Source organism: Micromonospora sp. WMMD967 (genome assembly GCF_029626165.1).
In the GTDB taxonomy this organism is placed as follows: Bacteria; Actinomycetota; Actinomycetes; order Mycobacteriales; family Micromonosporaceae; genus Micromonospora; species Micromonospora taraxaci.
This window is the reverse complement of the sequence record NZ_JARUBK010000001.1, coordinates 3,786,327-3,811,226: the sequence shown is the minus strand read 5'-3', so window position 1 is coordinate 3,811,226 and position 24,900 is coordinate 3,786,327. Positions and strand designations below refer to the sequence as shown.

17 protein-coding genes are annotated in these 24,900 nt (G+C 66.7%); 14 read left to right on the top strand and 3 right to left on the bottom strand.

Annotation, left to right across the window (positions count from 1 at the left end; all coding sequences use genetic code 11):
* The first annotated feature begins 62 nt into the window (after positions 1 to 62).
* From O7631_RS17665 to O7631_RS17630, 8 genes are all read left to right on the top strand, one after another.
* The gene (locus tag O7631_RS17665; RefSeq protein ID WP_278145189.1) at positions 63 to 794 is read left to right on the top strand and encodes a hypothetical protein; all 732 of its coding nucleotides are present in this window, start codon (positions 63 to 65) and stop codon (positions 792 to 794) included.
* 196 nt (positions 795 to 990) lie between these two features.
* Positions 991 to 1,365, top strand: a complete 375-nt coding sequence (locus O7631_RS17660) for a hypothetical protein (RefSeq protein WP_278145188.1) — start codon at positions 991 to 993, stop codon at positions 1,363 to 1,365.
* Positions 1,366 to 1,557: 192 nt separating this feature from the next.
* The gene (locus tag O7631_RS17655; protein ID WP_278145187.1) at positions 1,558 to 2,850 is read left to right on the top strand and encodes a MarR family transcriptional regulator; all 1,293 of its coding nucleotides are present in this window, start codon (positions 1,558 to 1,560) and stop codon (positions 2,848 to 2,850) included.
* Positions 2,851 to 2,928: 78 nt separating this feature from the next.
* Entirely contained in the window at positions 2,929 to 3,918 is a 990-nt protein-coding gene (locus O7631_RS17650) for a DUF932 domain-containing protein (protein WP_278145186.1), read from the top strand.
* A 122-nt stretch (positions 3,919 to 4,040) separates the two neighbouring features.
* Positions 4,041 to 4,442 (top strand): hypothetical protein, encoded by a 402-nt coding sequence (locus O7631_RS17645; protein WP_278145185.1) that lies wholly within the window; start codon positions 4,041 to 4,043, stop codon positions 4,440 to 4,442.
* 536 nt (positions 4,443 to 4,978) lie between these two features.
* Positions 4,979 to 5,308, top strand: coding sequence for a hypothetical protein (locus O7631_RS17640; RefSeq protein ID WP_278145184.1), 330 nt, complete (start codon positions 4,979 to 4,981; stop codon positions 5,306 to 5,308).
* Between the two features lie 53 nt (positions 5,309 to 5,361).
* Positions 5,362 to 5,670 (top strand): hypothetical protein, encoded by a 309-nt coding sequence (locus tag O7631_RS17635; RefSeq protein ID WP_278145183.1) that lies wholly within the window; start codon positions 5,362 to 5,364, stop codon positions 5,668 to 5,670.
* A gap of 132 nt (positions 5,671 to 5,802) precedes the next feature.
* A complete protein-coding gene (locus O7631_RS17630) occupies positions 5,803 to 6,825 on the top strand; it encodes a C40 family peptidase (RefSeq protein ID WP_278145182.1) in 1,023 nt (340 codons plus the stop codon).
* Positions 6,826 to 6,851: 26 nt separating this feature from the next.
* Here O7631_RS17630 and O7631_RS17625 read toward each other — a convergent pair whose 3' ends face one another.
* On the bottom strand, positions 6,852 to 8,531 hold the full coding sequence (locus O7631_RS17625; protein WP_278145181.1) for an alpha/beta fold hydrolase: 1,680 nt from the start codon (positions 8,529 to 8,531) through the stop codon (positions 6,852 to 6,854).
* A gap of 989 nt (positions 8,532 to 9,520) precedes the next feature.
* Between O7631_RS17625 and O7631_RS17620 the strand changes: the two genes are divergently transcribed.
* Positions 9,521 to 10,693, top strand: a complete 1,173-nt coding sequence (locus tag O7631_RS17620) for a hypothetical protein (protein WP_278145180.1) — start codon at positions 9,521 to 9,523, stop codon at positions 10,691 to 10,693.
* A 442-nt stretch (positions 10,694 to 11,135) separates the two neighbouring features.
* On the opposite strand, the gene O7631_RS17615 is transcribed toward O7631_RS17620, so the two are convergent.
* On the bottom strand, positions 11,136 to 13,568 hold the full coding sequence (locus O7631_RS17615) for a transcriptional regulator (protein WP_278145179.1): 2,433 nt from the start codon (positions 13,566 to 13,568) through the stop codon (positions 11,136 to 11,138).
* 484 nt (positions 13,569 to 14,052) lie between these two features.
* On the opposite strand from O7631_RS17615, the gene O7631_RS17610 reads away from it, so the two are divergent.
* From O7631_RS17610 to O7631_RS17600, 3 genes are all read left to right on the top strand, one after another.
* A complete protein-coding gene (locus O7631_RS17610) occupies positions 14,053 to 15,972 on the top strand; it encodes a hypothetical protein (RefSeq protein ID WP_278145178.1) in 1,920 nt (639 codons plus the stop codon).
* Positions 15,973 to 16,995: 1,023 nt separating this feature from the next.
* Entirely contained in the window at positions 16,996 to 17,205 is a 210-nt protein-coding gene (locus O7631_RS17605) for a helix-turn-helix domain-containing protein (protein ID WP_278145177.1), read from the top strand.
* Between the two features lie 3 nt (positions 17,206 to 17,208).
* Positions 17,209 to 18,426: a site-specific integrase gene (locus O7631_RS17600; RefSeq protein WP_278145176.1), complete on the top strand. Its 1,218-nt coding sequence runs from the start codon at positions 17,209 to 17,211 to the stop codon at positions 18,424 to 18,426.
* A gap of 473 nt (positions 18,427 to 18,899) precedes the next feature.
* Here O7631_RS17600 and O7631_RS17595 read toward each other — a convergent pair whose 3' ends face one another.
* Entirely contained in the window at positions 18,900 to 20,936 is a 2,037-nt protein-coding gene (locus tag O7631_RS17595; RefSeq protein ID WP_278145175.1) for a hypothetical protein, read from the bottom strand.
* Positions 20,937 to 21,730: 794 nt separating this feature from the next.
* Between O7631_RS17595 and O7631_RS17590 the strand changes: the two genes are divergently transcribed.
* Together O7631_RS17590 and O7631_RS17585 are read left to right on the top strand one after the other, a co-directional pair.
* Positions 21,731 to 23,461 carry an AAA family ATPase gene (locus O7631_RS17590; RefSeq protein WP_278145174.1) on the top strand — a complete coding sequence of 577 codons (1,731 nt, stop codon included), beginning with the start codon at positions 21,731 to 21,733 and terminating at the stop codon, positions 23,459 to 23,461.
* Between the two features lie 37 nt (positions 23,462 to 23,498).
* Positions 23,499 to 24,881, top strand: a complete 1,383-nt coding sequence (locus O7631_RS17585; RefSeq protein WP_278147966.1) for a UvrD-helicase domain-containing protein — start codon at positions 23,499 to 23,501, stop codon at positions 24,879 to 24,881.
* Positions 24,882 to 24,900: the final 19 nt, after the last annotated feature.

Below are 24,900 nucleotides of genomic sequence, written 5' to 3'. Positions count from 1 at the left end.
AGCTCCGCCGCGACCGGCCTTCGCCACGCCCACAACCCAACCGTCTGCGAAGGAGAACCCTCGTGTTCCTGACCGATCCCGCCCTACGGCGCATCGCCGCCGACACCAACGACGTCCTGCCCGAGCACCTGTGGCGCCACGACACCGCCACCCCCGATCCGCTCGGCGACCTCGCCCGGATCCTGCACAAGACCGCCATCGACTTCACCGACAGCACCACCACCCTCGACCAGGCCCTCGCCCGGGTGGGTGTGCTCGCCGAGACGGCACGGCAAAGGTTGGCCGCCCGCGCCGGCCTGCACATCGCCGGCTATCACCAAACTCTCACCGACGCGCTCGTCGCCAGCGAAAGACACAACGTCCTCGGGGCCACGCTCGTCACCTGCTACCACGCCTGGAGCAACCACCGGCCGATCGGCGACGGCGACGAGCGGTACCTGCTCCTGCGGCGCTGCGATCCGTCACGCGGCGTCGCGACCCTGCAGCGGAAGAACCCGCACACGTGGCTGGTGGTGCCCGACGTCGAAGCCGCCACCGCGTTCGATATCCCCTACCCGGATCGTGTCGTCGGCGAGGTCACCAAGGCCGAGCACCGGTGGACACCCACCGCGTACATCCCCCGGCCGCACCACCAGGCCCCGCTCGCCACGGTGTATCAGCTGCCTGCGTGCGGTGACCTCACCACGGCCTGCCGGTCGCTGCTGCGCTGGTGGCACCTGCGCCACTCCGACGCCTGGCGCAACCGCACCCCCGCCCAGCTCACCCCCGCTGAACTCGCCCACCTCACCTGTTAGAGCGGGGGCACCTGATGCTGCCCTCGACACGATCGGCCGACCGCGACGACCGGCCGCACCCTCGACCAACACGCCGCCGACCCCGTCTCCGCCCGCCGCGCGCCTGCCCGAAGCCGCCGCCAATCTGCGGCACCCGCGCGCCGAGCTGCTGCTCGCGGTGGACCGACTGGGCGCCCTACCAACAAACGAAGACGACATGAGCGATTCCATCAGCACGGTCGCCGGCCTGCTAGACACCATTGGGGAGCAGGCCCGTAAGTACCGGTGCGCCCGCAACTGGGTCGACACCTTCATCGGCGACGAGGCTCGGGCCGCGCACGCCGAGGCAAACCCGGGCTGGCCGATGCTGCGGCAACCCCGGCGCCACGGTCATGGTCATTCTGCCGCACACCGACTCCTGCCGCCGGCAGAACCTCGCCGGACACGTCCCCCACATCAAGGGCTTCGCCCGACCGGGAGCGACAACCCGCTGTCGCTGTCCCAAGCCGACGCCGGGATCTACCGCGACCCTACCAAGAACCGCCTGTTCATCCTGCAGGCCGCGGCCGACGAGGCCCTCCCCCGCCAATGACGGGCCGACGCATCACCACCCACCCCACGAGCACCCGTCCGCGCCTGGGCAGCACCCCTCGGCGGCGCACCACGTCACGCGCCTGCCGCCCTGACCGTTGCTCGCGACCCGGCACACCACCGCCCGGCATACCACCGCCCGGCACACCACCGTGCCCGGCGCCCCCACCAGTTCCCACGGAAGGAAACCCTGATGGAACAGCTGTCGCTGACGCCTGCCACGCAGGCCGTCCTCAACGCCCTGACCGACCTCGGTCAGGGCGACGTCAACGAATTGGCCGACAAGTCCGGCAAGGCCCGCTCGACCACCGACAAGGCGATCAAGACCCTGGCCGACGCCGGTGTCATCATCGCGGTGGACCCCGACGCCGACCCGGCCGAGGGCACCCCCGCCCGGTGGACCCTCGCCACGCCGGGCAACGCCGATACATTCTTGCCCTCCGACGCGGCCGGCGAGACCGAGATCGGCGACCCGGACCCCGACGACACGGCAGACCATCCGCGCATGGAGGTAGGCCACCAGCCCACCGATGCGGTCCACGGCAGCGACGCCGAGAACGATCGACCGGACGACGGCAGCGATGCCGCCGTCGACACGCCTGACACCGAGACGGCGGACCAATCAGGCAGCCAGAGCGACAGCGACGACGCGACCGAGTCCGACGGCGCAACCGTGGACGACGCCGACCGTGGCGAGGACGAGCAGGCACCGATCGTCGCGGTCGTGCAGGCCGCGCGCCCTGGTGACCGCAAGGTCATGGCCATCAAGGGCGTCCTGGCCGACTACGGAGACATCGGCGCCACGCTGGAGCTGATCGTGGGCGAGAGCGGTATCAGCCACCCGACCGCCTCTCGGCTGCTGACCGCTATGGAGCAGGCTGACGCCGCTCGCCGGCTGCCCGGCCTGCCGCAGCGGTGGATCGCCGGCCCGACCAAGGCCAGCGAGGTCGACCCGAACCCGGAACCGCCCCGCTGCCCGCTGTGCTACCAGGTCATCCGTGGCCTGGCGACCGCGCCGACTGCCACGGCGGCGGTGCTGCCCTTGATCCGCCCAGACGGCACGCTGCACGTCGTCGCGCCGGACGGCGAAACCCACGTCGTCACCCTGCCCCGTCGCACACCGCCGCGCGCGCCGGGCATCACTGCGAGTGTGGGCCGCGGTGACGCGACCGCCAACGCCGACGGCAGCCAGCCGTTCGGCCGGGGCGAGTTGGAGAAGCTGACCCTCGACGTCCTGGCCGCGAACCCGGGCCGGCCGATGAGTCCACAGGACATCGCCACCGCCATCAGCGGACAGCTCGGCCGCGCGGTCAGCTCCGGGGCCGTCCGCAACAACTGCACCAAGGCCGCCGCCGCCGGCCGGATCCTCCTGGTCTCCGATGCGCCACTGACCTTCACCTACCCGGCCCAGTCGGGCCCGAGCCCCACCGCGAATACCAGCGCGCACCACCCCGGCCTGGACGACAACGACGCCGATCAGTCCTGACCCCCACCATCCCCAACTCATCGCGGGGGCCGAGCGGGTGCGCTCGGCCCCCGCGGGCATATCGAGAAGGAGAACCCCGTGCCCCACGAACTGGAAACGTTCGTCGACGGAACGACCGCCTTCGCCAGCGCACGTCTGTCGGCCTGGCACCAGCTGGGCACCGTCACCCAGGACACGATGAAGGCCGAGGAGATCATGGCCGCCGCCCGGCTCGGCGACTGGGGTGTGCGGACCATCCGCACCGTCGGCATCGACATCGTCGACGGAGTCGAGGTGCAGATCCCCGCGGACGACAAGCGCATGACCGTGCGCCGCAACCCGGTCACCGGCGAGACTGAGTACCTGGGCATCGTCGGCACCGACTACACCGTGGTCCAGAACGAGCAGTGCGCCGAGATGCTCGATCATCTGGTCGATCAGGTGGGCGGAGCCCACTTCGAAACCGCGGGCAGCCTCCGTCGCGGCAAGTCGGTGTTCGTCACGATGAAGCTGCCGACGGCGATGGAAATCGCTGGGGTGGACCGGCTGGATCTCTACCTGATTGGCACAACTTCGCACGACGGCACCGCGGCGCTGCGGGTGGACGCCAGCCCGATCAGGGTCGTGTGCGCGAACACCCAACGTGCCGCGTTCGCCCACTCTGCCGGGCACTACACGTTCCGACACACCTCCAACGTCAACTCCCAGATCAGCCAGGCCCGCGAGGCGCTGGGCCTGATGTGGACGTACATGGAGACGTTCGAGAAGGCAGCCGAGCGAATGCTGCAGACCGAGCTGACCATGCGCGAGTTCGAGAAGGTCGTCGCCGAGGTCTGGCCGGTCAAGGACACCGCGTCCGCGCAGACCCACAACAACGCCAAGCAGCGCCTCGGCACCCTCAAATACCTGATCCGCGAGGCCGACACCCAGAAAGCCATCTCCGGCACCCGGTGGGCCGGCTACCAGGCCATCACCGAGTACCTCGACCACTACCAGCCCGCCAAAAACGAGTTCGCCCGCGCCAACCGGGTGCTCACCGGAAATGTCGGCGAGCTGAAGGTGGCCGCTTTCGACCTGCTGAACGTCTGACCACACCTCGACCCGTCGGGGCAGCGGTCCGCGGATCGCTGCCCCGGCCTGCACGAGACGGACACACCCATGGCACTGCCGGGCATTACCGGGGCGCGGATCAGACCGGACGGGGCCCGCCCATGATCCGCGACATCCGTCACCCCCACGACCTTCGACAGTCGGTGTGCGGCCTGCCTGCTGCCGACGTCCAGCTGCGGGAAACCGAAGACCCGCCGCGCGTCCAATCCACCTGCGAGGACTGCTACACCCTGCTCCCTGAAGCGCAACGACCCGACGACGCCAACCACCCACCCGGCGACCCCACCCTCATCGACACGCTGCGGCGCATCATCGCCAACCAGCAGCACGCCAAGATCGACGGCATCCTCATCGACCTGTGGTCGGCCAGCGTCACCGTCCTCATCTGGGACCAACTCCGCGACGACAAGCGACTACAACTGCTGACCCTGCCGTCACACGAACTGATCCTGCGCTGCATCGCGATCTACACCCGCCTCACCGCGAAGATCGACCACCAGTGACCGGCTTCCGCCTACCTCATTGATTCCACTTCAGGCCGTGTTCTCGATCCCCGCCGCGCAGGCGCTGATCGCGGAGTCGCCTCGCGACACCCGAACCCTCGGACCTGCCAGCGTAGGCCCGCCGCATACGGCCTTGCCCATCTCGACAACCCCAACCCGTGGGCAACCAGCCTCATCGGCCCGACCAACACCGCACTCGACCGGACCTACGCCATGACCACCGACCTGGCCGAGCCCTTGATCGTGGCGCAGATCAGCGTCAACGAACGCTGCCCGCCACGCTATCCATCGACAGGACCCACCGCCTCGACCGCGCCCGACGCAAACACATACCGCAACTGCCGGCCTACGTGCTCACCGCCGAGAGCCCGGCCAGATCCAGGACGACCTGCTCCCCCGACCGCGTGGCACCTCCACCATCCCGCCGTCGAACCCATGCCGGCCTGACACCCCAACCCAACCCGTACGCCTCGGAAGCCGCCCCAACGCCGGCGGCGACCGAGGCGTACGCGCATTCACCCCTTGCGGAGGAACCCGTGACGTACACGCCGGCGTGGGGCAACGTCTGCGACTGCCGCTGCATCGTCCACTACCGCCTGCCGCGCACCGCCTACAACGAGTCGGGCTGTGCCTGCACCATCACCTGCGCCACTCAACCTCTCACGCTGCTGGTCCATCAGCGGGGCCGCGCATTCTTCCTCGACCAGGGCGGCGACCTCTGGCAGGTCCCCGCTATGGCCGTCGGCACCTGGGACTGGGACAACACCACCAAGATCGACACCCGCGCCGACGTCTACGACGCCGGCCTCGTCATCGAGCAACTGCTACGCCAGGCCGCCAACGTCCTCCACACGTCCACCGACTGATCCGACCGCTCAACGTGGGCCGCCTACGAAGGCGGCCCACGCCCTATTCGTGCTTGACGATCAAGGGAGACGTCTATGCCACGCACCGCACTTACCGCAACGCCCGCGAGCACGCCTGCGACCGCCGCTGCCCGATCCACCACGACCAACCACGCTCGACCTACGACAACCCCGACTGCCACTACCTGCCCACCTGCGCCAGCCAACCCATGACCCTGCTCGCCCCACAGATCAACGGCGCAGTGTTCCTCGATGGCGCCAACGCCCTCTGGTACGTGCACAGCTTGGAGCCCCGCCACTGGGACTGGCGCTACGCCACCCCGTCGAGGTGGGCCACCCGCTGTTCGCGGCTAGCACCCTGATCGCCGGTCTCCTCCGCGCAACCCACGCCGCGCTGCCCCCCTTCTCTACGGCCTCTAGAACGCGCGTCGCGGCGTCCAGCCGCGCACCCGAACGCGGACGACCCTCCCTCGCTATCCCGAGAGGTCATCACCATGACAAAGGTCATCATCGGCGTCGTTACCGTCGTCGTCATCGCCTGTTTCGGCTTGCCCCTCCTGCTGCTGTCCTCCGTCACCGGCGGCGGCCCCGGCGGGTGCGCCATCGCCGGCCCACTCGGCCTACGCCCCTCCGGGCAGCCGCCCGGCGCCAGCCGATGGGACGCCGAGCAACTCGACATCGCCGCCACGATCATCGACGTCGGGGTCGCCAAAGGAGTACCTCGCTGGGGCTGGATCGTCGCCGTCGCCACCGCCATGCAGGAATCAGGCCTGCGCAACCTGCCCTACCTCGGCGACCGCAACGACCACGACTCCATCGGCGTCTTCCAGCAACGCCCCAGCCAAGGCTGGGGCACGATCGTGCAACTGACCAAGCCCGCCTACCAGGCCGGCAAGTTCTTCGACAAGCTCCAGACCGTGCCCGGCTGGCAGACGATGCCACTCACCCAGGCCGCTCAGGCCGTACAGGTGTCCGCGTTCCCCAACGCCTACGCCACGTGGACCGACAACGCCCTGCACCTCGTGGAGCAGTTGACCAGTACTCTCACCGACTGCGCCCCCGATGCCCTCGACGCGCTCCCCGCCGGGTTCGCGTTACCCGCCAACACCCCACCGGCCGTAAAGACCGCCATCGGCTGGGCCGTAAACCAGCTCGGCACGCCGTACCACTTCGGCGGATCCTGTACCGACCCGCACTCCGGCGACCCCGATAAACAATGCGACTGCTCCTCGCTCGTGCAATCGGCCTACCGGGCCGCCGGCATCTCCATCCCTCGCGTCACCACCGACCAAATCCACGCCGGAGAATCGGTAGCCGACCCGACGCTCCTGCTACCCGGCGACCTCGTGTTCATCCGCGGCAGCCAGGGGACCATGGCAAGCCCCCGCCACGTCGGTGTGCACATCGGCGATGGGCTCATCATCCAAGCCCCGAGAACCGGTGACATCGTCAAGATCACCGCTTTGAGCAGTTGGATTGATGAGATCGCGGCGATCCGTCGTATAAAGTCCCGATGATGGACGATGAGGCCGAACAACAATTTCTAGCCGGTCGCCACGTAGTAGCCTATTTGGACCTTGCGCCTAGTAAGCCCGCCCGACTCCTTGCCAGTCTGGACCGTCCACGTCTTGCTGGATTGGTCGATGCCGGTGCGGCTGTCTCTGCTCGCCCACACCACCTCCCCGTTGTCGCAGCCATAGAAGCCTACGAGGTCCGGCTTGCTCTCCTGGATGCCCCAGCTGCCACCGTTCCGTAGCCGACACCGTGCGCCGTTGTCGAGATCCAGTCGAATCGGCGACGGGATGCCGCTGTATTCGGCCGGGCCGGTCGGCAGCGCCGCCCCGAACGCGCCCTCCATCCACAGCCGGACCACCTTGCGGCTCATAGGGTCGCTGAGGCACAGCACAGAGTTCCGCCCCGCCTCCACCCAGCAGGCGTCCGCCCTCGCCGCGCTGGGGCTGCAATAGTAGATGTTGCCCCTCTTGGCCGCCGGACTGGCGCTGTTGAAGCTGCAGTCCACCCCACCCGCATCCGCTCCATCCACCACACTCCAGCCTGCGGCCACCTCGCCGTCCGAGGTGACGGGCACCAGGTTCCGAACCGCCGTGCCCGGCTCCAACAGGTTGAGGTATTCCTTGAGCGAGTCAGCCGCATGGTCCAATGCGGGGCCGTGGTTGGTGACCTTGATGTGGCTGCAGTCGGCGGTAAAGGTTGCGACACCCAAATAGAGGGCCAGCGCCGGTGTGAGCCTGTCCTCCAGTAGCCCGCCCAAAGCGTTTCCATCTACCTTCAGCTCCACGTTGGCACTCAGCAGCGCGCTGATGATCCCGCCCGCCCCGCCTCGACCGGCGGCCTTAAGCGTTCGCATCATCGAGTCGTTGGTGATCGTGCAGCTGTCACTCTTCAGGCGGATCTTCTGCCCCATCGGCCACGAGGCCTTCTTCTGAATTTGCAGGTAGCCGTGCTGGCTGTCGACGGGCACAATGCCGTCGCTGCTGAGCGGGATATCGTACAAATGGAAGGGACCGAAAGTACGCTTGACGGTGATGTCGCCCGCGATGGCGGTCACCCCCGCCGCGACCGGCATATAGCCAGGCAGCTTCGCATCGCAGCCCTTCACCAACCCGACGCCATCCTTGTGTTGCCCCAAGCAAATCTGGGCATCTGATCCAATCGGCGGAATGAGTTTGCTGCCGACACCCTGGTGCAGCCCTTGCAGCCATCCTGCTACCCCAGTGTTGCCGAAAGGGCTGCCAAGATAGGGAGTATCGAAAGTGATCATCCCGCCGATGCGGTCCATCGCCTTGCCATTTTGAGCGGCGTAGAGCGACGCCAGCCCACCCATCGAGTGCCCGACCAAAATGATCTTGCGGTCGCCACCGCTTTTTTTGGCATAAGCATCAGAGACGGCAACGATGTAGTCAGCCAGGCAGCCCGCTACTATCTTGTCGGCTGCCCACGTCGTGCTATTGCTGCCGTAGTCGAAGTAAAAGGGCTGGATACGCTTTCCGGTCCGCTCCGCCAGCGCCTTCCCGGTGCCCTCCAGTCCCTTGCCATTGGAGGTCCAGCCGTGGACGAAGATGACAGGCCGCCGGCCCGCGGCCTGGCTAGCGGTCGCATTGGTCGAGCTGCTGCTGCAGCCGGCGGCCTGTGCAGCGGTGGACGAGATGGTCAACGTGGATGCGGTCAGCAGCAGCGCGGTCAGCGCAATACGGAGCTTCATGCGCTCGGCCTTCCATCTACCAGCTTCCACTCTTTCCCGAGGTATAGCAGCGTGAAAGTCCAGTTGGGGCTCATCTCGGCGGGCGGGGTAGCCACCGAGCCCTGGACCTCTGCCGTTTGACCGTCGAGGTATGTGAAGGTGGCGAGATCGAAGCTAATTGAGCCCAACGAGGCCAACTGCTTGGCAGCAGCCGGTTGCAGCGCCTGACCGGATGGCAGTGCCAGCGCGGCCCGCAACCCTGTCTCCGTGCCGGAGGTCAACTGCTCGGACAGCTTCGCTGCGCGGGAACTACTGAGAGGGCTGGCGCTAGGCTCACCAGCTTCGCTACTCGGGGCTGCGGTTGGCGCGCCCGCCGTCACCTCGCCATTTCCCAGGACGCTCCGTCCCAGCACGGCCAGCCCCACCAGTAGCACCACTGCCGCTAACAGGATCCATCCCAATCGCCCTTTGTGTCCGGTTGACACCGCGCCTCCCAGGTTGACCTGCTCCCGATAAGACTGATCAGAATTTGCGCTAGCAAAAGCCGCGTTGTGGCTGCAGAGATCACGGCAATGAAGCTGGAGGGGTCGGCTTCAGCCGCGGCCCCCGCAGCGACTGCTGGTAGCCATGCATGTGCATCATGGTCTATTCGGTCGATGTGGCGGAGCGCAGGAAGCCGCTCGCTAAAGTGCGACGCAAGTCTCCTTCTACGCCGACGGTAGCGCGCTGCCTGTAGGCGGGTATCAGCTCAATGGTCCACGGCTCAGCCTGGGTGCAGCTCTAGACTGATTGTCGGCGGTTGCAGATGTCCGTTTGTATGAATTGCGTGCAGGAACTCACGGGCCGGCAGACGTGCGTAGCCGATCAGTGGGAGAGCGGCCACCAGCCGATGGCTCGGGAGTGTCACCTTCCCGACACCCCTGATTCTCGTTTCCGATCAACTGGCTGGCCTGACCTGCCCCTTCACTTCGTTGACGGCGACATACCGAACAGCATCGGCGACGCGACGGGTGGCGTTCTGCGAATATTCGGCGTGCGACAGATACCCTGATCACCCCAACTCGTTGGCCAAGGTGATCATGGTGAGCTCTCGGGCGGTCGCAGTCGTGGTTACATCGCTGCTGACGATCGCAGTTGGTGTTATGACGGAATACCTCGGCGACGACCCAGGCGCGACCGCCCTCGCCACGTTCGGTGCGCTCGCCATTGCCGTAGCCGCGTCCGCTGTCATCCTCGACCGAAAGCAACGGCAGAGCGCGACGCCAGCACCAGGCCGGGCAGGCCGCAACACCTCGCTGAAGGTTCCGCCCGGCTCTGGAAACATGGTTGGCAGTTCAGGAACGCAGACTGTCGCGTTAGGTGGGTCTAGCATCGGCGTGTCCAGCCGACACGTGGCTGTAATCGTCGGCGCCTTTATCGCTGGGTTTATAGGAGTAGCTGCAATTGCAGCTGCGGCAATCTTCGTGGTCGCCAAAGGTGGCAGCAGGGATGACGTAATTCCGACCGCCAGCATCAGCTCGGCACCCCCGGTGCTGGCGGTGGTTCGCGCGGACGCTCGGCCCGAGCACTTGATTGGTGAAGAATTCGACGACGTATTTCCCTACTTCCTTCCACAGCGACCCGCTGAGGTGGGCGCGCCTCCTGAGGCCGCGTGTAAGGAACGGAAGGACTGGGCGTGGAGGAAGGGCGGCGCCGATTATAAGGCCACGTGGGCGGAACTCACGCTGGAGAACACCCGACCCTCCCAAGTGAGCGTTCGTGACTTCCAGATCGAGATCGTGTCTCGGGTTCCACTGCCGGACGGCATGGTGGCGATCTGCACCACTGGCGGCGTTGACGCAATCCGTGACGTCGGCCTCAACGTGAGGCTTGACGAGGAGAACCCGCAAGTCATGTACCGGGAGGTGCCGGAGGGGCCATATAAGTCGTTGCCCGGCTGGGAGCTAAATCCTGGGGATCAGGAATCCTTCTCTTTGTATGCCACGCTCAGCGAGCCTGTCCTAGTGCAGTGGCGCCTAGTCGCGATCGTAATCTCCGGCGGAGCGACTAAGGAACTCATAGTCGACGACAACGGTCAGCCGTTCCGGACTGCGGGTCGCGGCGCTCCGACCTGTGTCGTCGCGGGAGAAGACGACGTCGGAGAGCCAACGGACTGGTCGTGTCAGCCCGGTACGGGCGACTGACTTCGCCAACCGGTGCGGGCCTAGGGGAGAACCTTGGCCGTAGCCCATTAGGCCGACAGCGCCTCGCCCGCGATCACAGCGATCCGCAAAGCGTGGGTTCTGGGCTAACAATTGCTCTCCCGAGTCGACGATAGCCACGGATTCACTCCTCCCCGCGCGCCGACATCGGCTAAACGCGACGTTGGCACCCGTGTCCTGTCATCAAGGAGGTCACATGCGGCACTGTCCCCGCTTCTTCGAAGCGCTGGCCAACGAGAGTGCAGGCGACCGCAGTGCCGGTAACGAGGAACGAGCCGAGCGGCAGGATGGGTCCGACCGCCCGGCGGCCTCTGCAGGGAAGGCCGAGGCCGATCGCGGCGGTATTCGCTTGACGGCAAGGTCGATGAAGGCGAGCAGAACCCTGCCGGCTGCCCACTACGCGAAGGCGGCCTGGCGGAGACGGTTAGTTCTCGTCCAGGCTGTTACGCAGCTGTCTAGCGAGTGCGATGGTGTCTTCGTGCGGTTCGGCGTCGAGGTCGGCGAGGGCTTTGGTCAGGGCGCGCAGCAGGGTTCGGATGCCGCTGGCATCGCCGAGGGCATGTCGGGCGTTCATCGCCATGGCATAGAGGGCTTCGTTGTAGCGGTCGAGTCCGATGGCCTTGTCGAGCAGGTCAGATGCTGCCTCCGGGTTGCTGTCCAGCAAGTCGTCGGCGAGCATTAGATGGGCTTCGGTACCCCACCGGCGGACCGTCTCGCGGTGGGGCTGCAGCCACTCGTAGTCCTGGCCTTCCGCGAGCGGTGCGGTGTAGAGGCGGCAGGCGGCGGTGAGGAGTTCGCGGCGGCGTGGTTCGGTGGCGATGGTGGCGCTGCGCATCAGGTCGCGCAGTGTCCACACGTCGACGTCCACGGTTGCCGGGTCGAGCAAGTACCGTCCGGCGGACTTGATGACGTAGGCGTTCTTCGTCTCAGCGGTGCCGGCCCGGCCGAGGACATGCCGCAGGTTCGAGGCGTTGGTGTGGACGCGTTGATCGGCTTGACTGATGCGGGCATCGGGTTCGAGGTATTCGCCGATGTCGCGGGTGGCGGCGCCGTCGGGGTGCACCGCGAGGTAGACCGCCAGTTCCAGGGCTTTGGCTCGCAGTGGCCGGCCTTCCGCGGTTATGCCTTCGATACGCGGTCTGCCGAGCACGCGCAACCGCGCCCGTCCCGACTCAGTGTCGTCCGTGGACGTGGCGGCGGTCGCAGCGACCGGGTGCGTGCCGGCGGGCTTGATCTCAGTGCGGCTGGCGTGCAGGGGCACGATCGTGACCGGCATGGTCGGTGAGGTGATGGCGGGCGGTTCGCCGGTCTGCGCCTCGCGCAGCGTGGTCAGGATTTGGATGGCGGCGGCCGGTTCGAGTACGGGCAGCCGCGTTGGCACTGGTTCTGCGGGCTGCCCGGAGATGAGCGTGGTATGTCCGTCTGGGGTGACCTCGATTGTGTGACCGTGGGCCCATTCGCCCAGTAGCAGCGCGGACACGTGCAAACCCTCGCCCAGGGCGAGGGCGACCTTGGTGCGCATGCGGGCACTGGCGGGTGGGGTCTCGGTAATGAGCATGACGGGCGGTAGCGCTTCCTCGTCGGGCGCTGTCCGTCGCAACTCGTCCAGGTCGGTCAAGGAGTGTTCGTCGAGGATGCGGCTGCGGTGCAGCAGCCGAGACTCGATCATGGTGAGCGCGTCGTTGATGCTGTCGGTTACGTGCAGGCGCGGCCATGGGCTGAGGGTCACCGCGTCCGGGCCGAGCAGCGTGGTCAGGGTGGTGGCGTCGATGACGGCCTCGCTGCGGGCGTCGGGATGCTGTGGGCTGCCGGAGGCCAGCACGGCGACGAGGGCAGCGCGGGCGGCAGCGTGTGCGCCGTCTCCGACGATTCCGGATCCGCCGCCTGGCAGTAGCCCGAGTTCGGGTGCGAGAGCGGGCGGCTGGCCGTCGTCGCTGCTCGTATCCGATGCCTCGGGGTTACGGGCAGCCACGGCGCGGCGGACCTGGGCCACGGTCGGGGGCAGATCGGTGGGCGGATCATCGTCAGGCTCGACCTTGTATCGACGGCGGCGTTGGAGCCAGAGCATCGCGGCGGCGGCGCTGATCGCGGCGGCGAGCGACCAGGACAGCCAACCGGAGTCCGATAGCCCAACACCCTGGTCGTCGCCCGTGGCCGCCGTAGGACTGTTTGTCGCGGGTGGCGATGTAGCGGGGCTGGGGACCTCCGACGACGCCGCTGGCGACGAAGCGGATCCGCTTGGGGCTGCGGACCGCGTGGTGGTGGGAGTGGCAGCCGATGGCTGGGGCGCGGGTGGCGGTACGGCGGGATCGGGCGGGTCCGGTGCGACGCTCGGCGTTGCGGGTGGAATCGCGGGCCGGCCTGACCGGGGAGTGGGGGGCGTTGCGGGTGTGGCGGCTTGTGGTGGGCGGGCGTCGGTAGGTAGGCGCAGTTCCCAGCCGGGGTAGATGAGGTCGCAGTCGCGCAGGACACCGCCGACGGGAAAGTGGCGGTGCTTGTTCAGGCGGCAGACCTCCGGCCACCGACTCGCGTCGCCGAGCCACTCCTTTGCAATCTTGGACAGGCTGTCGTGTCGCTCAACGGTGTAGAGGTATCGCTGCTCGCCAACATGGATGATGGCGGGTCCACGGGCTGCGGCTTGCCGGGGAACATCGGCGTGTTCGGTCGCGGTGGCGGGCGTAGACGGCCGGTCCGCGTGCCCCGCCGCGTTGAGGGGGCCGGCGGGGGTGACGGCTAGCGCGGCGGTGCCGGCCAGACCGAACACGAGCCGGTGCAACGGGGTCGGCAGCCTGAGTATGGGGATACGCCAGCGGGTCACCGCCGCGAGGATCTCGGCGAGCAGGAGCAGGGTGAACACGCCCCACAGCAACCACATCGCCCAGAACGCCGCGCCGATGAGGAAGTCCGGGGTGAACCGCCCGCTGGAGCGCGCGAACCAGTCGGGGATCTGCGACCAGGCCGGCAGTCGGCGTAGCGGGTTCCCACCCGCAGCCCAGAGCAGCGCCGGAATGGTGACCAGGAAGAGGCCGGCACCGATGACGCCGCGAACGGCCCCTCTGAGGGACGGCCTCGTGCGGCGCGGCCGTGCTTCTGATGGAGTGCGGACGGTGGCTCGTGCACCATACTCGGCGAGTTTGTCGTCTCTGCCCCGGCGCGTCTGCGGCACCCGTCCCCCTGCCGTTGATCCTCGATCTTCCAAATACACGAGGGTGAGTGTCTTGGGCTATCCCATCGGGAGAGATTCTCACCATCCGCGTACAGCGAGTCACTTTCTGCGGATCGTGGTTGACATCCGGCTGCCCTCAGGGACGAGACTGCCCCTCATGCCAAGCGGGGGCACTGTGTTGTCGATCGACTTAAGTTCGTCGGCCATCGCGGCCACTGCCAGCCGGCAAGGCCTGAAGATCCCCATCCTCATCGACGGTCGCCCCGTCATGCCGCCTGGCGTCGTTATCGGGCCCGCAGGGGAAATCTACGTCGGTCTCGACACCACGACCGCGATGTCCTTGCCGGTAGACCACCGGTTCATCGATAACCCGACGGACCTCCTCGGCCGGCCCATCACCGCCGCCGACGAAGCGCAACCCGACCCGGTGGATCTACTCGCCACCGTGCTGCGGCACGTCACCCATCACGCTGCTGTCCACGTCAACGGGCCGATCACCGCGCTCACCGTGACCATTCCGCCGAGCTGGGGACCACGCCGCTGCGGACACGTCAGCGAGGCAGCCGCCCGCGCGGGATTTCCTCCTCCCGCCCTGGTCACCGCTCCCGCCGCCCTCGCCGCCTACGCCACGATGCTCGGCGTAACCATGTCGGACGGCTCCTGCGTGCTGGTATGCCAGGCAGACCGCGAACCGGCAACCCTGACCGTCCTGCAGACCGCCGTTGACGGCTTCCGCGAACTGGCGACACAGCAGATCAGCCTTGCTCATGGCCTCAACCAGCTCATCGCCCAACACGTCGTCCAGGCGGCCACCGCAGACTCCGACCCGCTCCAAGCGACGATCACTGCGGCTGGTAGCAACGAGGCAGACGTCGAACGTGTCCTCCTGGAATCTGTCCGCACCGCCCGGCAGCTACTCACGACCCAAGACCAAGCCCCTGTCCTGCTGCCCGCACCACGCCAACCGACCGTCATCACCCGCGACGACGTCACCGCCGCTGTACAGCCCCTCCTCTACCAGATCCCCGGCGCAGTTGGCGGAATCCTCGACGCGGCCGACATCGACACAACGCACCTCGCGCAGGTGGTCCTCAGACCAGCCCCGGGCGTAGCCGCGCTGGCCGAAACGCTCGCCGCTGCCACCGGTATAACCCCCACGCTCATCGACCACACTCACGCCCTCGCCGACGGGGCGCTCTCCCTCACCACCGTCCAAGAAGCAGGCGCGGCGGCCAACGCGCGGCTACCCCGCGTGCGTCTACGTGTCAGCGACCTCACCGGTGCGCTACTGCTCGGTGCCTGTTCCCTGATCCTGCTCCTGCAAGCTGTTCTCACCGCTTACATCTCCACCTACAGCACCTGGGTCGTCGGCGTCCGCACCTCACTACCGCAACTCGGCACCGCCGGCGCCCTCGTCATGCTCACCGCGCTTGCCGTGGCGCACCTCGCCCCGACCACCCTGCTCGCCGGAACACCCACCGCATCAACACCCGAACCCACCACAGGCAGCCTCATTCGACGCGGCTACCTCACCACTGTCGTCGGCGGCATCATCACCGCAGCGCTCTATGGCCTCGCCACCGGCACCGCCGTCGAATACGACTACACCCCCTACCTCAAATGGACCCTCGGCGCTGCCCTGCCCCTCGCAGCCTGCGCCGCCCTCATCGCCGCCACCGCGCCCCGCATCCCCGCCGACGCACTACCCGCGTGGCTCGTCATGACTCGCCCCGCCGTCACCCACGCGATCACCGCCACCGCCGGCATCTACCTCATGCGCGCCGCGCTCACCCTCTCCACACCCATCTCCACGAACACCATCGCCCCCATCGCCGGCAGCATCGGCGCAGCCCTTGTCGGCATCGCCACCGCCCTCACCATCAGCCGCAGCCGCACGATCCGCGCTATCACCGCACCCGGCCTCGCCGTCGGCTACGCCCTCGTCTTCACCGCCGACACCACCAGCGCCCTCATCGTCGGCTATCTCATCGCCCTCACCTGGTGGGGCATCCGACTCACCGCACACACCCTGCGGCTTGCCTTCCCCCAGCCAGGAACAGCGCTGCGCCGCCTCGCTGATCGGACAGGCGGCTGAGGGATCGCGAACCCACTCGGGCCACTACCACCGCACCTACATCGCGGATGACACCGACGCGAATCGCATCGACCATCTGCGCAGCTTCCTACCTCACCGCGCCGCGGCATCGAAGCCAGCAGCCCACCGGTTCAACAAACGACTAGATAAGCCCTGACCCACTCGTCGATGAGAGGCAGGCGAAGCGGCCACGGTCACAGGATGCAATTCATAGTTCAAGGATGAGTGCCGGTTGAGTGAAATGCTCAACCGGCACTCATCCTTTCGTCAATTCCAAGCCAGCGGAATTCTGGTATCAGGCTCGGCCAGCGTGATCGCTGGCCGAGCCTGAGCCGAACGCACCGAGCGGCTGATGTCGCGGAATTTCGAGCCAGCCGGCCCTTCAGGCACACAGGACCAGAACCCGGTCAGCCTGCTGATCTCAAAGTCCTCCAACAACTCGGCCTCCCTGGCAGACGTACGAAACGTCGCTGCTAAGCACCACTGCCGGGGCGAACGCGGTCACCACACCTCACCGAAAGGCCACAACATGCGAACCCTCCAAGACTTCCGATCCCTCACCCATGTCGAGCGGGCCACGCGGATGCGTCCTACCGCTTGCTCGTCAAACTTCTACGCACCTCAGCCTCGCGTGTCCCTCCGCAATGCCGCACCACTTCTCGGCGAAGAGTCGGCAGGAAAGCGCAAGACACCGATGTCGAGCCTCGCAATTCAAGACGATTATTTTCGCCCAGACAAGCCGCGATGCCCGCAGCACCTCGTCATTACTGCAATCAACGAGAGGCTTGACACCCTAAGAACAAGAGGGGTGGATGAACATTCACAGTCGATGAAATCCGCGACCCGGCACAGCAGCCACAGCGACCCCCGCCACCAATCCCCGCGGGATCCTGAAAGGACATATCAGCCATGCCCGCCCCACCCCCACACCGCCTCCGATCCCGCCCCGCCAGGTGGCCGGCAACCTGCCGGCCGCGTCACGGGACACCGACTGCCCGACTGCACCAACACGCTGGGCCGGCGATGAACGGCCCCGCCGCCTCGGAATGGCGGCCAGACCCTCTCCTGACCATCGACGACGTCGCCTCCTGGCTGGGCAAGCCCAAGAACACCCTCTACGCCTGGCACAGCCGCGGCAAGGGACCCCGCGCCATCCGCGTCGGCAACACCCTGCGCTACCGGCGCAGCGAAGTCGAACGCTGGCTCGACGACCACACTGACGCGGAGCGATGACTCATGGCCCGACCCGAACTGCCCATCGGCACCTGGGGCAACATCCGCACCCAGAAACTCGGACCCAACCGCTTCCGCGCTCGAGCGCGGTTCCGCGACTACGACGGCAAGACCCGCGACATCGAGGCCACCGGCACCACCGGCCCGGCCGCCGAACGAGCGCTCAAGGTCAAACTCCGAGACCGCACCACCCCCAACGACGACGAGATCACCCGGGAGACCCGCGTCAGCACACTCGCCGACCTGTGGATCGAAGAGATCACCACCGAGGAACGGATCGCACCACAAACCATCCAGCGATACGAGACCAGCACTCGCAACGCGATCCTGCCCGCCCTGGGCAACCTCCGAATCAGAGAAGCCAGCGTCGGGCGCCTGGATCGGTTCCTGCGGGACATCGCGAAGGATCGCCCCTCGGCAGCCAAAGGCGCGAAGGTCGTCCTAAGCCAGATGTTCGCCCTAGCGGTGCGCCACGGCGCGATCCCCACCAACCCGGTACGCGACACTGGCCGGCTCCGCAAACCCCGGCGCGCTGTCGTCGCCCTCACTGACGAGAATCTCCAGGCCGTCCGGACGGCTATCCGCGACTGGCAGCGACCAGTCCCTGGGAAGCCCGGACCACGGCACAGCGGCGACCTGGCGGACGTCGTCGACCTGATGCTCGCTACCGGCGCCCGCATCGGCGAGATCCTCGCCCTGCGATGGGAGGACCTCGACCTCGCCGCCGGACGCCCCACCCTGACGATCTGCGGCACGCTCGTCTTCGTCAAGGGCCAGGGCTTCTTCCGCCAACCCTGGACCAAGAGCGACGCCGGCTGGCGGATGGTCGTCCTTCCCCGGTTCGCCGTCGGCATGATCATGGCCCGCAAGCTCGTCGCCGCCGACAACCCCCACGACGCGATCTTCGCCTCCCGACGCGGCACCTGGCTCTCGCCCAACAACGTCCGCCGTCAGTGGCGTGAAGCTCGCGCCGACACCGACCTCGCCTGGGTCACTCCCCACACCTTCCGCAAGACCGTCGCCACCCTCATCAAGGAAGAGACCGACACGAAAAGCGCCGCAGCGCAGCTCGGACACTCCAGCGAGGAGGTCACCGCCACGTACTACATCGCCAAGCCCGCCCAAGCCCCGGACGTCTCGGACATCCTCGAGCGACTCGGCACCGATCACGGCAAGCGACACAGCCCTGCACCCGCGGTACCCAACGATGCCCATGGATGACAAATCTGGTTGCCGACCCCGGTAAAAGGGGGGTTTTCGGGGGGCGGTTCAAAACCCCATAGACAAACTTAAAGCCCTGACCAGCGTTCCCGCTGGTCAGGGCTTTCTGTCTGTCGGGACGGCCGGATTCGAACCGACGACCCCTTGACCCCCAGTAGTCCGGTGGTCCAGCGGCATGCTCAGGCATGTTTGCCCAGGTCGGTGAAAGCATATACCGGCCGAGTAAAGGAGTCCTTGCACCACTCCGGACCGGATGCAACGGCTGTTGAATGCGGCCAATTGGCTCACCGAGGCTGTCCACGACGCCCTGCGTGGCTATCCGACGATGCACACAGGTCAACCCGCCACATCGGCCGTCGTCGCGTCGAAGTCAACCCGCTGGTACATCTCGGCAGCCGAAACAGGGCTCTCGCCCGTCCCGGGCACCGCGCGAATCGCGAGTCGAGTCGAGCGGCGCGCGTCCACCACCGAGCTCAGAACCAATCCGTGGCCGTCTCGCCATCCGGCTCCAGCCCAAACCGGCGAATTCGCTGCCAGCCGGGGTCGTCGGGGTACGCATCGACCAAGATCGCCAGGCAATTCCTGTCTCCGGCGTCCGTCCCGCGCCGCGCCAATCTTTCCGCCTCTTGAGCCTGGCCGCTGTTGCCACGAACCACGACGAGGCTCCCAAAAGCGGACACGTCTCCGGCGCACGCTGCACGCTCAGCAAAAGCCTCCGCCTCCTCGCGGTTGCCCTTGTCTTCGCACGCTTCGGCCAACAGCACGAGGTCACGCGGGTCCGCCCCGCGCCCGGCAGATTCTGCTTCGGACACACGCCGCCGAAGACTCCGCTCCAGCTTGTCCGCACCACCACTCCGCTGTTGGATGTCCCCCAACGGCCGACGAGCGAAGACCTGGACGCAATTCATAGCCTCCGCGCGGAGCTCTGCTGCCTCACGCGCGTCACCGGCTTCGGAGCGAAGGCGTGCTAGCTGCCTGAGCGGTCGCGCCCCCTCGAAACCGGCCGTTTCGACCGCTTCACGTAGCCACTGTTCCGCGCGGCCATTATCTCCTTGCGATTCAGCAAGCTGAGCCAGCAATTGCTGAGCCTTAGCGTCGTGCTTACCTGCCGCCAGTATCAGCCACCGTTCAGCTTCATCGACCTCTCCCCGAGCGACGAGAAGGCGGGCAAGCTCAATCTGCGCGTCCGTACCGCCACCAGCCGCCGCTCGCCGGTAGTGCAGTTCGGCTTGTTCGAGGTTTCGGGATCGAGCGTGCATTTCACCAAGCAGAACGAGTGCCCGGACGTTCCCGAGCTCCGCAGCCCGCTCGAACAACATGGCTGCGTGCCGGAGGCGCCACCTGGCTGCCGCCGCGGAGCCAAGCGACATGAGGACTCCGGCGTCGGCGAAGTGATCACAGGCCGCCTGCCAGAACTCCGCCGGCGGGACCTGGAAACACCTGTTAATTTGGCCCCACTGCGCCAGGTAGTCACTCAAGGTGAAACTCGCTCCGCCCTGCGCCCTTTGCCCCGGCTTCTGCCTCCGCCGCGTCACTAGTCCGGATGCCCCACGGCACCTGGCGCCTGCGAAAGCAAGTGCCTGGTCCAACCAGTCGTCGCTGGTCGACTGCCATTCGGAGTTCGACAGATACCCGGGAGCAGCGTGCTCCAGAAAGGACCGGGAGGAGTCCAGGTCATCGACCAACCGACGAAGGTCGATCGTGGCATCGATAACCGCTCGAGCCGCGGAGAGAGCAGCTTCATACCGCTCGACTATGGCCGGCCCAGCCGCTAGGTATTGCGTGATCTCGCCAGACCTTGAGAAGGCAAGGGCTTGCCGCAAGCGCGGGTCGCCGCCTCCCGCGGCGGCGACGGCGTCCAACTCCTCTGGGCTGAACCGCCCGGGGATCGGCAACTCGTTGCCGGCAACGAGGATACGAGCCTGCGCGTACAAATCCGCCTGGTCCGGAGGAGGGGCCATTGTGATCCTGTTGAGGTAGTCCGGCCAGATCGTTCCCACGATGAGCACCGGCGCACGCTCGTGATCACGAAGGAGTTCGCGCAAGTTCGCGGCCACCACCTCGCTCACACTGGGATCGGGTGAAACCAGGTAATGCTGGAGTTCGTTCAACCAGACAACCGTGAACGGGGGTATCCGCGCCAACCCATCAAGCACGGCCTGCGACGGCGACGGCGAGATGGGGTGCCACACCGTCCACCGCGCGGGCAATTGCTGGATCGCCTCCCAGCACGCCCGTGTCTTGCCCGACGAAGACCCACCCACGAGAACGATGAACTCGCTCGTACCATCGCAAGCATGCTGCACGCGCTGACGGAGCTTTTCGTCGTGCGGTCGTAAGAAGTATCGAGGGAGCCCGGGTAGCGCTGCTCCGGCTTCGCCTGGAGCGGTGATGGCTCGGTGAACCTCGAGATCGAAAGGGTCGAGTTCGGTGACCGGCACCAACCGCAGCTCAAGCGTCTCTGATGCAGGCGGAAAGGGATCAACGACAACGGTGTGGTGATAGCTCACCGGACCGGAGTGTCCAATGCTGAGTCCGCCCGTCCCAGTGGCCACTCCGCCATTAATGACGGTCGTGGGCTCTTCAGCTGGGGCGTCGCCTCTCTCCGGCAAGGACTGTCCCACGTCCTCGCCGGGTTGGCGTGGGTACTGGGTGGCTTCTCCCGTCGCGACCTGCCCGCCTGTCACAATACCGACAGTCTGCCCCGACCCATGACCGTGAACACCATTGTTGATGGTGATCCTTGGCTGCAGTGACGCGCTGGTGGACGTCGATTCACGCCGCCCGGCCCGCACCTGGAGCACGAGCGCAGCGACCACGAGGGGGAACGAGAGGATCGCCACCACCCAGCTCAAGCCCTCAATAACAAGCCGTAATGGATCACTCTCACTCGGCAGCCACAACAGAAGGCCGTATCGGAGCAGCGCCCACATCCCCGCTGCCGCAACAACTATCACCAGAGCCGCGACGAGACCTCGACGCCACTGCCTCAAAGTCAACTCCTTCCGCCCTCCCCCGGGCTGGCGGGTTTTAGAGCGCAGCCTAACGCAACCTGTGAGTTGAACTCCGTTCGAGGCAAAGCCGACCTTGCCGTCGGCTATTCACCGTCTGCGCCGGCTGCTCTGCCCGCCGCAATAGCTCGCCCGCACGTTGGGTTGAGCCTCAAGGTTTCCGGACCGCTCGGCTGGCGATGCCCCACCGTTCGAATGACCAGGAGTCGCCTGATCGGCGTCCCTGGCTGTGGAACAGTTTCCGCCGCGGTGTTCGAGTTCAAGTCGGTCCGCCCAAGCCGTAGAATGCGCCGATGCAGATTCGGCGGGTCATCGCTCGCAACTTCCGCGGCATTCGGCACGCCGACTGGTCGCTGCCTCGCCAGCGATTTGTGTGCCTGGTCGGTCCCGGCGACAGCACTAAGACGACCTTGCTCGACGCCATTGCGCTTGTGCTGAGCCCGCGATGGACGGTCCAGTTCACCGACGCTGACTTCCACCGGTGTGACGTCTCCCAGCCCATCGTGCTCCAGCTCCTGATCGGCGATCTCGACGAAACGATGCTGGCCGACAGCGCTTTCGGCCTCGACCTGTGCGGACTTGCCGAGAGTGGGCAGCTGCTGCACGACCCGGTTGACGGCGCGGAAGAGTGCGTCCTGCTGCAGCTGCGCGTGGATGAAGACCTTGAGGCTGAGTGGACTGTCATGCGGCCTGGTTCGACCGAGACCACCCAGCCGCTCACCGCTTCCAAGCGCAAGGCGCTTGGCCTGTTCCGCATCGACGAGCGAGTCGACACCCACCTGCGGTGGGGCCGTGGCTCCGCGCTCACTCGGCTCACGGAGACCTCTGGTGCGAGCCAAGCCGTCACCCTGGCGGGGCGGGCCGCGCGCAACGCCGTCTTCGACGCGTCTCATACCGCCCTGCAGGCAGCGGCCGACACGGTCGCTCTGGCCGCCAGCAGTATCGGCGGTGCTGCTTACACGGGCTTGCGGCCGGGGTGGGACCCGTTGGCGGTCGCGTCGACGAGCGCCCTGCTGCTGCATGAAGGAGCCGTGCCCCTCACGCACGCAGGCCTGGGCACTCGCCGACTGACCAGCATCGCCGTTCAAGAAGGCGCTGCGCTCAATGGGCACGTCATGCTGGTCGACGAGATCGAGCAGGGCCTTGAGCCGCATCGGCTGCTGCACGTATTGCACCGGGTGAAGCAGCGTGCGACTGGCAGCCGTGGACAGGTCATCATCACCACCCACTCACCCTCCGCTGTACAGGCCCTCGAAACGGCCGACATCTGCGTGGTGCGGAGCACCGAAGGCGAGACCACCGTGCGCCAGGTCCCCGACGTCGTCCACGACGCCCAGTCGTCCCTGCGAGCCTGCCCCAGCGCGGTACTGGCCCGCAAAGTCATCGTGGGCGAAGGTAAGACCGAGGTCGGCATGGTCCGCCATCTCCTGCGGGCTTGGGACACCGAACAGATCGACGCCGACCAACCGACACATGCTGCGCTCGGGGTGGCTCTAGCCGACGGAGGCGGCAAGACTGCGCCCGTGCGGGCCAAGGTCTTTCAGGACCTCGGCTTCAGCACGCTGCTGCTCGTGGACAACGACGACTCGAACTTCGACACAGACATCGCCACCGCCACTCACGCGGGCGTCGCCGTGATTCGCTGGCAGGCCGGGCACTCCACGGAGGCCGAGATCACCTCGGCACTCGACATCGACGGACTTTCGGACTTGTTGCAGCTGGCCGCCGAGCTCAGCGGTGAGGACCCGGTCCGCGACGCGGTCGTCGCCAAGCTAGATCGGGTCTCCGCACCGGGCCAGCTGAGCCCTGCCTCATGGCTGGAGGCCGGCCATGCCCTACCGGAGCTGCAGCGAGCCGTTGCCGCAGCGGCCGGGAAGAAGGCATGGTTCAAGCGCGAAGACACCGGTGAACGGCTGGGTGCGTTCGTCCTCGAGCACTGGGACCAGTTCAAGGGCGTCGCGCTGGGACACCACCTGGCAGACCTGCACAGTTTCATTTACGGAGACAGCCATTACCCCCAATGACGAACTGCTCGCCGTCGCCCGCAAGGTCCGCCAGACGATGCCGTGCTCTGTGCAGCTGCCTGCAGGTACTGGCAAAACCCATGTCATCGCCGCCCTCGGCTCTCTAGCAGCCAACGCCGGCGAGAGAGCCCTGGTCCTTACTCACACCAACGCCGGAGTTGACGCGCTTCGACGAAGGATGACCGCCTTCGGTGTCATGCAGAGGCATGTACGCGTGGAGACAATCGCGAGCTGGTCTCACTCCCTGGTGAACCGCTACCCGCAGCTCGCGCAGTTCTCGGCGCCGCAACTGCCGAACTGGTCTGACTCGCTGCGCTACTACACCGGCGCCGAGCTTGTCGTATCCAGCCGCGCTATCCGCCGTGTACTGGCAGCCAGCTACGACTTGGCGATCGTTGACGAGTACCAGGACTGCGGAGCCGACCAGCACGCCCTCATCCGTGCCCTGGGCGAGATCCTGCCGGTGGCTGTCTTCGGCGACCCACTGCAGAGCATTTTCAACTTCGGCGACAACGTGCCGATCACCTGGGAAACGGACGTCGCGTCACGATGGCCGAACACGGCGCTCCCGGCAAAGCCGTGGCGCTGGCTTGGCCACAACGAGGTCCTTGGGGAGTGGCTAATCAAGGTACGTACCGACATCATCACCGGTGCCCCCATCGTCCTCGACGAGTCCGCACCGGTGACCTGGATCGCCGCCGACCCTGCCAACCGGGCACGTGCCTGCTTCGGCCACCGGACCGCAGTCGGGTCTGTGGTGGCCATCGGCGACCTGCCCCACGATGTCGCATCGCAGGCCCGCAATCTTGGTGGTCTCTACACCGTGATGGAGGAAATCGAGGGCAAGGAGATGATGAAGTTCGCCGCCTTCGTCGACAAAGGTGATCCGGCGACCGTCGCCTCCGAGACCGCCAAGTTCGCCAAGACCTGCGCCGCTAAGCTCGCGGACGTCCTCGACACCGCTGTGCTGAAGAAGCTTGCGGCCGGCCAAAGCGTTGCCCACCTGAAACGCCGAGGTGCCCAAGACGCCCTCGTCCGATTGTCTGTGCTGCTCGATGATCCGTCACCCGCACGGGTGCACGAAGCCCTCAACGCCCTCGGTTCCGTGCCGACCACCAAGATCTTTCGTCACGACGCCTGGTACACGATCCTGAACGCCCTGCGAATCGCCACTTCGGGCGCCACCGACGTAGCGGCAGCCGTGACGCAGCTCCGCAACCGCGCACGAGTCACAGGCCGCCGGTCGACGCAACACGTCATCTCACGCCCTGTCCTGATCAAAGGTCTCGAGTACGACCATGCGATCATCCTCGATGCCGATGCCCATCACCCGACCAGCCTCTACGTGGCCCTGACGAGGGCCCGCCGGAGCCTCACCATCATCAGCCGCGAGCCCGTCCTCCGGCCAGACGCCAGGTAACAGACCTGGTGTTTGGACT